The 14144-nt window shown below is 51.5% G+C and carries 10 protein-coding genes; all 10 read left to right on the top strand.

Annotated features, from left to right (window positions below):
* Window positions 1-707 precede the first annotated feature (707 nt).
* The 10 genes from Harman_RS18680 (at window position 708) to Harman_RS18635 (ending at window position 14142) form a co-directional block, all read left to right on the top strand.
* The gene (locus Harman_RS18680) at window positions 708-1163 is read left to right on the top strand and encodes a 6-pyruvoyl trahydropterin synthase family protein (RefSeq protein ID WP_137685212.1); all 456 of its coding nucleotides are present in this window, start codon (window positions 708-710) and stop codon (window positions 1161-1163) included.
* Window positions 1163-1936: a 7-carboxy-7-deazaguanine synthase QueE gene (locus Harman_RS18675; RefSeq protein ID WP_137685211.1), complete on the top strand. Its 774-nt coding sequence runs from the start codon at window positions 1163-1165 to the stop codon at window positions 1934-1936. The genes Harman_RS18680 and Harman_RS18675 overlap by 1 nt, the downstream gene beginning before the upstream one ends.
* A gap of 1 nt (window position 1937) precedes the next feature.
* On the top strand, window positions 1938-2546 hold the full coding sequence (folE, locus tag Harman_RS18670; RefSeq protein WP_200830989.1) for a GTP cyclohydrolase I: 609 nt from the start codon (window positions 1938-1940) through the stop codon (window positions 2544-2546).
* On the top strand, window positions 2543-3238 hold the full coding sequence (gene queC, locus Harman_RS18665) for a 7-cyano-7-deazaguanine synthase QueC (protein WP_137685210.1): 696 nt from the start codon (window positions 2543-2545) through the stop codon (window positions 3236-3238). The genes folE and queC overlap by 4 nt, the downstream gene beginning before the upstream one ends.
* A 316-nt stretch (window positions 3239-3554) precedes the next feature.
* A complete protein-coding gene (locus Harman_RS18660; RefSeq protein WP_137685209.1) occupies window positions 3555-3830 on the top strand; it encodes a hypothetical protein in 276 nt (91 codons plus the stop codon).
* A 42-nt stretch (window positions 3831-3872) separates the two neighbouring features.
* Window positions 3873-5027: a hypothetical protein gene (locus Harman_RS18655; RefSeq protein WP_137685208.1), complete on the top strand. Its 1155-nt coding sequence runs from the start codon at window positions 3873-3875 to the stop codon at window positions 5025-5027.
* A 120-nt stretch (window positions 5028-5147) separates the two neighbouring features.
* Complete coding sequence (locus tag Harman_RS18650; protein ID WP_137685207.1) at window positions 5148-5846, top strand: hypothetical protein; 699 nt, start codon at window positions 5148-5150, stop codon at window positions 5844-5846.
* Window positions 5839-9231 carry a hypothetical protein gene (locus Harman_RS18645; RefSeq protein WP_137685206.1) on the top strand — a complete coding sequence of 1131 codons (3393 nt, stop codon included), beginning with the start codon at window positions 5839-5841 and terminating at the stop codon, window positions 9229-9231. The genes Harman_RS18650 and Harman_RS18645 overlap by 8 nt, the downstream gene beginning before the upstream one ends.
* Complete coding sequence (locus tag Harman_RS18640; RefSeq protein ID WP_137685205.1) at window positions 9224-12013, top strand: DEAD/DEAH box helicase; 2790 nt, start codon at window positions 9224-9226, stop codon at window positions 12011-12013. Before Harman_RS18645 ends, Harman_RS18640 begins: the two co-directional genes overlap by 8 nt.
* Window positions 12010-14142: a hypothetical protein gene (locus Harman_RS18635; protein WP_137685204.1), complete on the top strand. Its 2133-nt coding sequence runs from the start codon at window positions 12010-12012 to the stop codon at window positions 14140-14142. Before Harman_RS18640 ends, Harman_RS18635 begins: the two co-directional genes overlap by 4 nt.
* Window positions 14143-14144 lie beyond the last annotated feature (2 nt).

Below are 14144 nucleotides of genomic sequence, written 5' to 3'. Positions count from 1 at the left end.
TCTTGCTCAAAAACACCGTCGCCGATCTCGGTCAGAACGTAACTACTTGACCGAATCTTCGCGAGTTCCAGGTGGACTAACCACTTGTAGTGTACTTTAGCACGTGGTACCCACGAACTGTCACTATCGACATCGGGGTAGAGATGGTCGATTCGCTCACCGAACCTCTGTGCCGCTGGTGTGTCTTGAGTTGTCGGAACGGTTTCAACTGTGAGCTGATGGAGAACTGCCAGCATTGGCAAACGGTGCTCATAAAAAATAACCATCCAGAGAAGGGCCTGTTCGGTACACGATAGCGAATCTTTCACTCCGATGCCTAACTTTGCTCCAGAATGACTCTGTTGCAGTGCAGGTTCATACGCTTCAGTAAGCCATCGCCCTCTTTCAGTTAGTTCGCCCTCATCCAGAAGGTCAAGCAGTTCCAAGAGTTGAGTCACGTGCTGAACTTTTCTTGACCCCACGACACCTCTGTTGAAAGCTAATGTCCGCAGATCGGCATTCGGCTCACGCCGTCGCAACTCAAGCAACTCGCAAGCTAGCGGAAGGTCGTCCCAATCCGGCTGAACCGTCTCTAGGTGCCTGGCTGACGACGTTTCCACAACTATTGGCTCTAATTTACCAACCGCAATATAATTTCCTCACGTGATTAGGGACATAGTGAGTATGCTACCGATAATACTTAGTGAATACTGAGAGAACCTCTTGGTGTGCATCTTGAACAAGAATCGGTCTCCGACCTTTCCGAGTCTGGTGAGAGGACACTATTCATAGGAAAGGACAATCCGATCCGAATCAGCACCGGGCACCGCCTCCTCCACCACGATGGGAAATGTAGTCGTCCACATGGACACAACTACGAAATCTCGGTGGAGGTCACTGGTTCTCTCACCCAAGATGGCTGGGTCGTAGACAAAGGAGATATTACCTCAGTAATAGATGACTGGGACCACCGCTTCCTCCTCGAAAAGGACGACCCCCTCATCGACGCCTTCGAGCAGAGCGGCGACGGTGATTCACTCGTCGTTCTCGAACACCCACCGACCGCGGAAGTAATGGGGCTCGTCTTGGAACGAAAACTCCTCGAGACACTTCCAGAGTCAGTCTCAGACATCTCAGTAGCGGTGCGGGAGACATCGGAGCTCTGTGCGGGGGCGACACACTGATGCCAGTCAGTTCGACAGCTGATGAGCAGCCAGCGGACGATGTCGATGGCGCAGCACTGCCGGTCAACGAGCTCTTCTACTCGCTCCAGGGCGAAGGGAAGTTCACCGGGACGCCTTCGGTGTTCGTCCGCACCAGCGGATGTAATCTCCGATGTTGGTTCTGTGACTCCTACCACACCTCCTGGGAGCCAACCCACGCCACAATGAGCGTCGACGACATCGTCGAGGAAGTCCAGTCACACGACGATGCCGACCACGTCGTCCTAACTGGTGGTGAACCGCTTATCCACGATGACGCGGTCACGCTCCTCCAGCAACTCGACGATCTCGGCTACCACACCACCGTTGAAACAAACGGCACGATCCACCGCGACGCCCCCATCGATCTGGCGAGCATCAGTCCGAAACTCGCCTCCAGTACACCTACCCCTGAGAGAGACCCCAAGGGCGATGGTGAGTGGGCAGACCGGCACGAAGAACGACGTATCGACCTCGATGCACTCGGCGCGCTCGTCGACAACTACAACGTACAACTCAAGTTTGTCGTCACTGGCCCCGACGACCTGCCCGAGATCGAATCCCTCCTCGCCGACGTCCGATCGGTGGCGGCGAGTCGTATCCCGGATTCCGACGTGCTGCTGATGCCCGAGGGGACGACTCGAGACGAACTCGATGCCCGCCGGAATGAGGTAGCTGAACTCGCGATGGAGTACGGCTACCGGTACACGCCCCGATTGCACGTAGACCTCTGGAACGACGCCCCCGAAACGTAACATGACGAGGACGCACTCTCAATTCGCGACTGGCGAGGTAGAATCAGACATCGACTACGAGAAGGCACAGCGGGGCGTTCGCCTCCTGTTAGAGGCCGTCGGCGAGGATCCGGACAGTAACGCACTGACTGAGACCTGGCAGCGCCGCGTACCGGACGCCTTCGCGACACTCACCGAAGGCCAACGGGAGGCCGCGAAGCCGACGATGCGGACCTTCGACGCCGAGACGACCGATCTCGTTGTCAAAACCGCAATTCCCGTGTATTCGCTGTGTGAGCACCACTTGTTGCCGTTCTTTGGAACAGTTCATTTGGCGTATCGGCCGACAGACGAGGTGGTAGGGCTCTCGAAGCTGACTCGGTACGTCCGCTGGCAGTCACGAAAACTCACAATGCAGGAACAGCTGACGAACGACATCGCGTCGGGACTCAAAGAGGAACTAGACGCAGCTACCGTCTTTGTCGAAATGAACGCAACGCACCTCTGTGAGGCGATGCGCGGCGTCGAGACGAGAAGCACGACCACCACCAGGGCAACTGCCGGAGAACCGACTGAGGCAGAACGTGAGCGGTTCCAAGCAGCGGTCAACCGTACGGAGGGTCAGGTATGAGCGAGCAACGAGCGGTAATCCTGGCGTCTGGGGGAATGGATAGTGCGACCGCAGCGGCTGTCGCGCAGGATGCTGGCTACGAGTTGTACATGCTGCACACGTCCTACGGCCAGCAGACCGAGAGTAAGGAGTACGAATGTGCGCAGGCCCAGGCCGAGGCCTTCGACGCCGCAGACTTCCTCCACTTGACGACGGACCACCTCTCGAAGATCGGTGCGTCGAGTCTCACTGACGACGAGATGGACGTCGAGGAGGCAGACTTGGAGAGTGACGAGATTCCGAGCTCCTACGTACCGTTCCGGAACGCGAACCTGCTGTCGATGGCGACGTCGTATGCAGAAGCCAACGATTGTGAGGCCGTGTTTATCGGTGCGCACAGCGAGGACTTCTCGGGGTATCCGGACTGCCGACCGGAGTTCTTCGAGGCGTTCCAGCAGGTCGTCGACGTCGGCACGAAACCGGAGACGGAGATCAGCGTCGAAGCGCCGTTCGTCGAGTTGTCGAAAACAGACATCGCCGAACGCGGTCTCGAACTCGACGTCCCCTATGAACACACCTGGAGCTGCTACCGGGAAGAAGCACCAGCGTGTGGCACGTGTGACGCGTGTGCGTTCCGTCTCCAGGCGTTCCAAAATCTCGGCGAGCGCGATCCAATCGAATACGCCGAGCGCCCCGATTATACCGAATTATAGACGCCGCTGAACCGATTTATCCTCGAATAGGGCGGTTCTGGCGCAAATTCTTCTCGACGCGGGTGTGGCTCACGGAGAGTAGGACCGGTGCGGGAGACACCGATCCCAGGGTGCCCGATGCAGAAAGTAATCTAATAATCATCCAACAGTTCTAGTTTGTGAATACCTATGGTGGTTTCACTCATTCGTCTAATCGGACGACAAAGCGCCGCGTAGTGGGATGCGCGGCGGTGAAAATGCCAGTTCCATCGTTGGCACTACTCCCCTTCCTCTGAAGTGGCGGACATTGATTACCGTAGCCGAATGAAATTGACTCATGGGCAGAATCACACAATCAACCCGACTAAGTCAGGTTCAGCACATCATCGGTAGCGGAACCGGTGTACTCGACTTCGCAGTAGATGGTGAAGACGACTACTACACGTGGGACGGCAATGAGGGCGCTGAGTGGGAGATTGAGGATGTGGCTTCCGTTCAGAACATCGATGAAGATCGGTTCATCATGTATCCGGAAGGTGAGTTTTTCGTTTGCGAAATCGAATCACAGGGCGAGGAGCAAAACACCGGTCCAGTTCACTGTTGGTGCGAGTAAGACAGGAACAGAAATATCTGTCACCGAGAGTTGGCTATCAATATGTATGCTGACGATGTCGATTTCTACTCCCTCTCACAAACCAAACAACGACGCTTGGTCCATAATAAGCGCGTTGCGACTACTGACCAACTTCTAAATGAACTGCCAAAGGGAAACCCTGCTGTTCGAATATTTGAACGCTCTCTCGACCAATTAGTGTTGGATCAACTGGAGCAGGGTCAATACACTATCGAAGAATTAGCAAACCACTTTAGCGTACAACCCGCGGACGTTCGACGTATACTACATAAGTATCGCCGACGCGGGTCAGACGACTTTACGAACGAGAATTTCAAACTGAACCTTCTTGAGGAACGGCACGGTGTGATACGCGGTGTCGACAGTGACGGAAGGTCACTCTATTATACGCTTCAAACAATCCCATTCTTCGCTCGTGTAGTAGATCCAACGTTGATGTTTTCTCTATTGGGACTGGACGAGTATGTCGATACGCTCCCTCATATTGCCGAACATATCCCTGGTGGAAAAGTCACTGAACTGGATGAAGACTACGCCTTCGTTATCGGTGAATACTGGAATATTGACCCGGAGGAAGTGTTCGAATACTTGACTGAGTTTGACCGCGCATATGTCGATACATCATTACTTCCGCTACCATATATTGAAGACGATGATCACTATGAACGTGTTTCTCGTCGGTTTAGGCAGGTTGAGGGGGTCTACCGTATGTTTCGTGGAACGTCAGATCATATCCAGGAAGTCGGTGAAGAATTCATAGGTCGTATCGAACAGAACCAAGCTGGAATAGCTACTTATCAAGTAATGAGTATTGATTTCGCTGATTTTGAGTGGTATGTAGACCAGTCTGGTGACTATGTCCTTCACAACGAAATCAGCGATTGGGTAGAGCAAATAGCCCGATCGCTTCATCCCGATGAACCTACTAAGGACATCGACGATTCGACAGAGGACACAGAGATTAATCTTCGAGATGAAATCCAATTAATCCTCTCAGAGAAACATCGAACTCCTGCCGAGATATACGAAGAACTCCCACGAGATATTCAATTGGGAACGGATAAATCAGAAGTCAAGGCAGTTCTAGAACGATTGGCCAATACAGGTGTTATCAGCAAAAAGAACGAGAAGTCAACATTTCATTATTTCCAGAGACAGGGGAAAACGTGGGAGTAGTCAGGGAAGCCTTTATCTACTTATGAGCGAGACCAACAATATCTTATTCGAATGACCCTCCAGTATGCGCGTCTCTTCCAACTACGGGCCGGCATTCAATTGATCGCAGAATCAGGCCCGATGTCCAAGGAGGAGCTTACAGACGCACTGAGACAACGGAAAACAATCGATGCTGATGAAACCGCTACAGAAGGAGCAGACGACATTATCGAGCAACTTCGTGATGCAAATATTATAAAAAATAGCGAAGAAGGGTATCGACTAACATCCGAAGAGGAATTTAACGACAAGGGGGCCGTGTTAACTTATTCAGGTGAGGAAGTCGTTGGTGCAGGAGATCAGCGGTCTCAAGCAGACCGAATCCTCGCGAATATCATGTACCAACACCCGATGCTGCTCGTCCTCTCGAAATTCATCTACCGAAAAGGCCCGGTCAAGGATTACGAAGTAATGCGGGAATTTGATGCTGAAGCGTTCATTGATGACAAGATGAATCAATTCACAATTGACATGGGCCTCAATCTTCTGGAAGATGCCGACGTTATTGAACCGGCTGATAATGGCTACATCCAAGGAAGATGGCCTGTTCGCCTCTTCGCACACGTTATCTACGAAGAATATTCTGATTTGATTGGAGACGGAGGTAGTATTCGAGAACCAGAACTCTTTGAGAGATTAGAAACATTATACGGTATCCCTCGAAGCACATTCGACAACTACATCAAAAGACTCCACACTGCCGGTATCGTTTCTGAAGGTAGCTACAAACAGTTGACTCTCAACGAAAGCGTACTTGAAGGAGCCAAAATCCATGAGTGAACCAGCAAGCAAATTCGACGAACTAGGGTTGGAACGAGACCCATTCTCGACCACTATCGCGGATGAGGAGATTGCGGCACAGTATAGTTTGGTTGGAAGGGATGATCAGGAGTATCGCCTGCGTGAATTCGTCCAATCGGGCATTCGTGAGCCCGACCTTATGAAGCGTCGGCTGATTTTCGGAGAATATGGGACAGGTAAATCCCACCATCTCATCGAGTTGCGGGACGAGGTAAGAGAAGGCGTTGAAGTCGAGGGGGAAACGTACGAAGCACTAGCAGTATACGTCGGCAACTTAGGCCTGAGTATTCGTCGGCTGTATGAGAAAATTGTTGAGGAGATACTAGAAGACGAACCTAGACTTCAGGACTACGTAGAGGCACTTCCTGATGTTGAACCGGACAATAGTGTCGACGAGGCCTATCAATATGAACGTCTGCAAGACAACGTTGCCACAAACCTTCGAAAAATCGTCACACACGCCAGGGAAGAACTAGGATACCGCTCAGTCTACCTCTTCATCGACGAAGCAGAAGATATTGAGGCAGAAAATGACGAGCAGAAGGTGCAACGGTTTATTCGCTCGTTCCTCCACTTTGTTAACGAATTGAACACCTCGGGCCTGCACATTCTCCTTGGGTTCTCTCAAGGTGCACGAATGGCAATTACCCAATACGAGGATGACGACGACTCGCTTGGTAATGCGTTAGTTCAAAGATTCCAAGGAGACGACATTTATCTCGGCGATCTTACTGAATCGGACGTCAAGGAGATGCTAATTGACCGGATGGATGTACACCGAACTTCCAACCGTAGTGATATTTCACCGATTGTGGAGGACACTATCGATGTTGTAACTGAGGTTACGGGCGGCCATCCACGATCGATCCTTCAGATATACTCTGAAGCCCTCAACTACGCAGCGAAGGTAGATGCGGACAGGATTGATGGCGATGCTATCGTTTACGCTCTTAGAGATTTCACCTCTCTTGTGCGTGACGAGGATCTCCTAAGTGGAGAAGCCCTCACCACACTCAAGAAGGCGCTCGAGGATGCACACCCTGACGCACGAGATGACTTCGAGCGTTTGGAGGGGCGCCTCATTGGAGAAGGAGATGCGATTCCAGAGAACTCCTTCTCAGACGGCGTTCCTGGCGCTCTGATGAGTCCGGTTACTGTGGAGGGAGAGGATGCTGGCGAAATCCGCGTCCTTGAAAAACGTGACCGACACGGCCGATACTATTACGTTCTGAGCGAAGAGGCGAAGGACTTCCTCTTCCGCGGAAAAGGTGACGAAGGTACGGAAATACAGAAACTCGATCTTCAAGCAACCAATGCCCCAGATAAATACCAGAGATACCTTTCACGTGGGCTAGCGCTGGCGGTTCAATCGATGGGTAAAGGGAGCCTGCACAAGGATCCAGTCACCATCGCCTCCGGCCGGTACGAATACGCTCTTTATTTAATTGATGTTGATCGAGGGCCAGGAAAAGGAAAGCCAACTGTCGCCGTTGGGGTCTATAACGGCCAAGAGATCCCCGTAGAATTGCTCAAGCTCTACGTCGAAGCCTACCAATCCCAGGGGGCTACCTTCGGTGCGTTGGTAAAGCAAAATCAGCAGCAATCCGCGGAGGCGAATAAGTATGTTAACGGGCTAGACAGCGAAGAGCGACAGTTTGTCACCGACCGCATCATAGAGGTCAATCTCTCTACCGAACAACGTGATAATTTCATTTATGGTAGATTACTGGCGCTCGGTGATTCTGAGATTCAAGCTGAAGGAATGGTCGATGGGCATACATTGATCTCTGAGATCGGCATTATCGGTGGCTTACAAGAGACCTTCACTGAGACCATCCTTCCATTTCCTGACAAAGTCCATCGAGATGTGATTGATCATTTAGAAAAGAACGACGCCCGGGAGTTTACGATCGGGAATTTACAAGATGAATTAGATATACAGAGCTATAATCTAAAATCCGACCATATGATCGGTCTAAAGGATCAGAATCTAGTAGCCAAATCTGGTCAACGGTTGATTTACCCAGATATTGAGAACGATAGGCCTCCTTGGTACGAGATTTATCGACGACTCAATGAGCAAGGGGCGCTAACTATGGAAGAAATCCAAGCACAGGTCACTACGGATTTTGCCCTTGGATGTTCACGTGGTGACGAGAATGCGATGATTCAGTGGTATCTGGACCATCTCCAGAGACAGAACTACGTTGAGCCCACGACAGTTGAACGGGAAGGAGAGATTCACGACGCGTACGACATAGTTAGTGTTGAGGACCAGTATAATGAAGCTAGGTCCCGAGCACAATCTAGGCTGGATGCGGCGCAGGCGCTCTACGAAGAAGCGGTTTCGCTTGACGCCAAGAGTATCAATAGCTACAAGAACCGAATTGAGGACTACACCACTCAACTCGATCAGTTTGATGAAGTTTTCAACCCGACCCACAACGACCTGAACGAGGTTCGGGCCCTCATTGATGATATAGTGGGACTAGAGGAAGACCTGGAAGATACTGTCTCTGACCGCAAAGAGAAGATCATCGGTAACGCAGTTTCAGTTCGGGACGATATTGACGATCTTCGACGGGAAATTTCGAAATCTGATGTAGAGGGTTCATTTGGGTCTCAGCTTGATGACTACGATGACGAGTTGGGAGAACTGGATACGGAACTTGAGTCTCTCATTGATAACGAGCAGTATGAGAGGCTTGCGAAACGAACTGGGAGCATCGATGACCGGGTAGATACGATAGACGATGAGGTTGAGCAACTTCTGGGAGTCAAGTCGAAATGTACTGAGAAATACAAGCAACTCCGTGACATAGCGGACAGCGCGAAAGACCATATCGACGCTATTTCAGCAGAGAACTCTTCGCACGCGGAACTAGAAGACCAACTTGAGACAATTGAATCCCGATTTGACGATTACCGAGATCAGTTCAACAGTGGCGAATTCCAGGTTGCCCTCAGCACCCTCGAAGAGATTGAACCAGACCTCAAGTCACTCAAAGATCAGGCACAAGGGATTGAGCAGCAGCAACAACAGTATCTAAAACAGCTCGATGACCTCGACCCGGAAATATCCGACGAGGAAGGGAAAGACCTGCTTGAAGAAGCACGGAAAACCGTAAAGAAGGGCGACTTCGCCACGGCGCCAACACTCATTGACGACCTTCGTGAACGCGCAAAAGGGCCGACTCGGCGTGAGCAATTTGTCGCTGCCTTGCGTGAGTATGATGGGAGTTTCACGAAGATCGTCACTGAGACAGACTTCAATGAGACAGAAGCGTTTAGTCAACTCAAAGATGTCTACTCGGACTCTACGAGTGACATCGAGGACATAACGGTCGTGATGACCAATGAGTAATGCAGCGATGGGACAGCATGAGCACCTTGATGCTGTCAAGGAGATGTGGGAGGTTCTAGTTGACGGGGAAGACCATGATGACCTCCAACAGCATGTCCTTAGATGGGTTGATAATGCTTGTAAGCAGCAGATCAACGCCGGTAACTACGATTCTACGGTAGCACTGTCCGACCTGTTCGATCGGTTTCACCGAACCTTCGTACTCGGTGAGAATGAACCGGAGACTGGCGAAAATATCGATATTACCTACGTATTCCCTGCTCAGCTAACTACCAAAACGGCCAGCCAGCTACTCTTCCAACACGTCATCGACAAGCTTGTCGAAAGGGATGTCCTACTCTATGTCTACGACAAACAACGCGTTCGGAGTCGTGTAGCAGAAGTCACTAGGTACTTCGCACTACTTCGCCAGCGGTTCGCTGACCAAAGTGGATTCGAGCATGCTCCCAGTCTCACGAAGATGGTCAAGATGGACATACAGTCCCGTGAGAAGCCTAAATGGGGCGACCAAGGAATTGACTTGGGGGACAAAATTAGAGAGATTTTACAGCGCGCAAGCACCGGCGAACCTGCTTCTGAGTTTGGGTCTGTCGGGCGTACAGACTGGCGAGAGGCCACGAATGATGCGCTCACCCTGATATACAGGCTTTGTAAGCGCCGGGGTATGACCGGGTTAGCTTCATTCCAGGGGAGATCCCTCGATGAACTCTATCGCCGGGCAGTTACCGAACGAAACGAAGAACGGGCCCACGTTATTACCGCGAGCACCGGCGGTGGTAAGACAGAGGCCTTCTTGTTCCCGATACTCGCATACAGCCTGACGGCGAACCATGACAACATTCGGGTAGGCGGTGTTGACGCTGTTCTTGCATACCCCCGAAAAGATCTGTGTGATAACCAATTTGAGCGCATCGTCGAGTATCTATACGAGATTGAACAGATTATCGCTGCTGACGACGAACTGCCCTATCATTCGCTCCCGATAACAGTTGCTCTCCAACACGGTAGTGCAAGCCAATCCGAGATCAGCTGCCCCGTTGACGGCTGTGATGGGGGAATGCCGACCGATGAAATGGTCTGTGACAAGGATCCCGCGCATAAGGCTGACTTTGCCCGATCAGATAAGGGAGCCACAGCCGACATCATCGTAGTCACTCCCGATACTCTTCATCGACGGTTGATGGATCACCGGGGCTACGATCAGTTCTGGAAACACGCGTCACCTCCAAAGTTCGTTGTCCTCGACGAGGTTCACGTCTATACGAACCAGTACGGAATGCATGTCGCAAACGTAATGCGGCGGTTCCAAGCTGCGATGCGTGAAGTCGATCCTGACCAACAACCCAACTTGGTTGCCTCCAGTGCAACAATATCAAACGCTGAACAGTTCACGGAGGCAATATTTGGGGCACCCAGTGCTAGAGAGATCACTCCCCGAGGGAAGAACGAAGACATCCCATGGAAGGAGACGAGTAAGGAATTTAGAAAAGAGAGTGAGATTGAAGAAATCGGGTGGGAATATCTCGTATTTATAAAGGCTACAGACCCCCGAGAGGTCCAGGTTCCACAGGGTGAAGCAAAGTACAAACCTCGGCGTGAATGGGGGCCAGAGGACTTCGAAGAGACGAACGTAACGAATCTCTCGTCCATGATTCAGGTCGCCTTCACGATGTACCATACGATCCTCAAACAGGAGTCTGACGAGGGTCAACTGAAGAACAAAATTCTGGGGTTCGTTGACTCGATCGATTCCGTCAAAAGACTAGGTGATTATATCCAAGACGCAGAGTCTGGACGAGGTGTCGAGGGTCAGGAGTTATTTACTCTCCGTACTCCTGATGCTTTCCTGCGAGACGAAGATGAACCAGGGACGAATCCAGACTGCCCCAAGCACCAGTTCAGATCGAATGCAGCATCCCATGAACGGGCGGTCTGTGAACCACTTCCTCCGAACAAGAACCTGAATCCATGCCCAGTCTATGAGGCAGGTGAGTGCTGGTGGACGATGACCGACGAGCTTGACCTTGAGCCGATGGATGTCTACCTGCACAAAAGTGGCCGAACCGAGACTCCGGATGGGACCCGCGTTGAAGACGACAATTGGGACCTTATGGTCACTACTAGCGCACTGGAAGTTGGGTTCGATCATCCCGGCATAATTGGAACCTTCCAGTACCGAGCACCAATGAACATCCCCGGATTCGTACAACGGAAAGGGAGAGGAGGTCGTGATCCTGATGATCAACCAATCTCAGTAGTCGTTCTCGGGTCACGTCCTGAAGACGCATTCTACTTCCACCATGAAAACCTGCTCTCTGACCCAGATGAGAGGTACCTCGAAATCAATCTGGATGAAGAGAACAGGTTTGTTCGAACAGAGCACCTCGTCTCTGCCATCTTCGATTACTTGAACGTCACTGACAACGAAACCGCGGACGAGATATACCGAAGATTAGACATTGAGGAGTTAGACGAGAAATTCACACATGAGCAGGATGAGATCGCTAACTGGCTCCGCAAGGCGTTCCCGATGGTGCCCGAGGAGCAGATTACTGCCGTGATTGATGAAATTGGAGACTACATCAATCTAACACAGGCCCCGTTAACACCTGCAAGTGTAGGTGGAGGGGACATCCAAGAATTCTGGGAGGCAGCACGCTTCCCTAGAGGGACTCGTCAGGCCGATCTCGAGGAGAGCCTTGATGATCTGAAGTTCAAGCGCCGGCTTTTCCAGGAGATTGCGGCGGGGAATCTCGACTTGGAGAACACTTCCAACAAATGAGCGATCAAACTCCTCTCTCGGAAGCAGATGACCTAACGCAAGAAGAGCGATTGCTGGCACGACTTAATGGCCTGATTCAATACCAATCTGACCTACTCGATAAGGTCCAGCGTAATCGTTTCCGTCCATATTGCCATATACCAGACCTCTTCGAACTTGATCCAGAGGCAACAAGGCCATTTAGCGTTCCTGGTACGTTCATCTCTGAGCAGGTCGGCGGTAACATCAGTGTTGTCAACGCGAATGGCGGCTTTTTGGCGAATGAGCCGCTCGATCTTATGTTGGGGAGCTTTCTGCCCGGCGGCTACAAACGTCGATGGGAATTCGACCTATGGACTGGCGATTTCGGGCCTTCATCGAGAAGAGGATTTGCAGATATTAACGACGGGCTGCGCATTCGAACATCCAGCCAACTGTCCGAGATTCTACCACAGAGTGAAGAAGAGCGGTACACACCGTTTGAGCACCCTGTAGATGAGGTAAGCGTCTATATTCCCCAACAGTTCATCGTCTGGAATCCGAGCGTGGGTGAGAACGGAGAGCATACGCACTACTATTGGGATTCTGCGAACGGGGTTGTAAGGAACCAGAAACCAGAGGACGTCCCGGAAGAGGAGCTCACGACGCTGAAAAGTGATCCGACCTCGCAGTTCCTCTGGTTTAAGCACCCCCTTGGACGAGGTGACAGTCCAGAGTCACTGGATTTGTCGACGATGACCGGTGGCCTTATTGAGCAGGGAGAGTTCAACAGCGACGCGACATTTCTTAAATCGTACTATGCCACCCTGTTGACGTTATACGGCGAAGAGAGGACATTCTCTGAGGTAATTCGCTATCGTCACGAGGAAGATGACGCCACTGCATTCGTCGGTAGCCGTGAGGAAAGCCAGGTTCTGATGTTTGATATAGACCGGTCGATAGTCACTGAGTTACTTGACAAAGTCTTCCAGAAAGAAACGCCACTTTTCCGAGACCTCCAATTTTCGCTCTTATACCGTCGATTATGGGATCGCCTGTTCTTCCAAGAGGAGGCTCTCGAGCACGCATTTAGCGTTACCCCGTTCTATCGTGCCCTAATTGCGGTTGACTACCTCTTTTCGATGGGGTCTGACGGGCCAGACTCGCTATTTGAGGCCAGTGTTAACGACATTGAAGCACGTCTTCCGAGCCTCTTACCGTCTAAGGACCGGCGGTTAGGGTTGCTTGATTACGATGACGGGGAAATCTCGACTTATGAGACGCTTCTGGATGAATATGGAGATTCGTTGGAATCCATCATTGAGGAGTGTGCTGACGGCGAGTCAGTGAGGCAATTTGCTGAGCATGTCTTTATCCATTCACTCAAACATGGACTTGCTTCGTGGGCGGCAGAATACAGTGCCGGAGGTGGTGACTTCGAAGCTTGGTATGACGTGAACTTCGTAGAGACGAGCGGCGAAACCGTTGAGATCGGTATCTATGATTCAATTCAAGGCGGTGCTGGTGTGAGCCGTGAAGTCTTCGATGACTTACGCGAGCTATCCGATACTGAACTGCTAAGCGGGCTTGCTGAACAGTCGAGCTGCCATATTGGTGCTACAGAAGAGACGTTGGTTTCCTTGCTGAAGGAATACTCTGGAGAGTACGTGTTTGACCTCGCCCAAACGAACGAGATTGCATCTGGGCGCGACGTACCCGAGTTCAATGATGTGTTTCAGGACCTTGGAGTCGACTTCTCGTACGCTCGGTACGATGACGTCAAACCGCTACTTCACCGACGCCTTAACCGAATTGCCGAAACTCGGGAAATGGCCCGCTTCTATAGCGTTGTTGCTGAGACATATACGACAACAAAGGAACAACTAAACCGCACACCACGGCCGGTAGACTTAGTATTTGCTTTGGAGGACCGAACGTTCTTCGACACCCGGGTCAGAGAAACGTATCGTCGGTTTGCGAATAGACGTTCCCAGCGCCGCGATCTCAGTGAGTTGGCTGAACGGATAGAAGAGGTAACCAAGCAGTGTATTCATGCATGCCCGGACTGTCTAAAACGGGATTCCTGCACACACCAGTATCGGTATCAAGAACAGATGCTCGACCGCCGTCTCCTCGCACGCGCACTAGCGGTACTTGATGGAGGCAAATGAAG

Source organism: Haloarcula mannanilytica (assembly GCF_005406125.1).
GTDB classification, from domain to species: Archaea; Halobacteriota; Halobacteria; order Halobacteriales; family Haloarculaceae; genus Haloarcula; species Haloarcula mannanilytica.
Note: the sequence above shows the minus strand (reverse complement) of the source record. Positions and strands in the feature narration are given on the sequence as shown.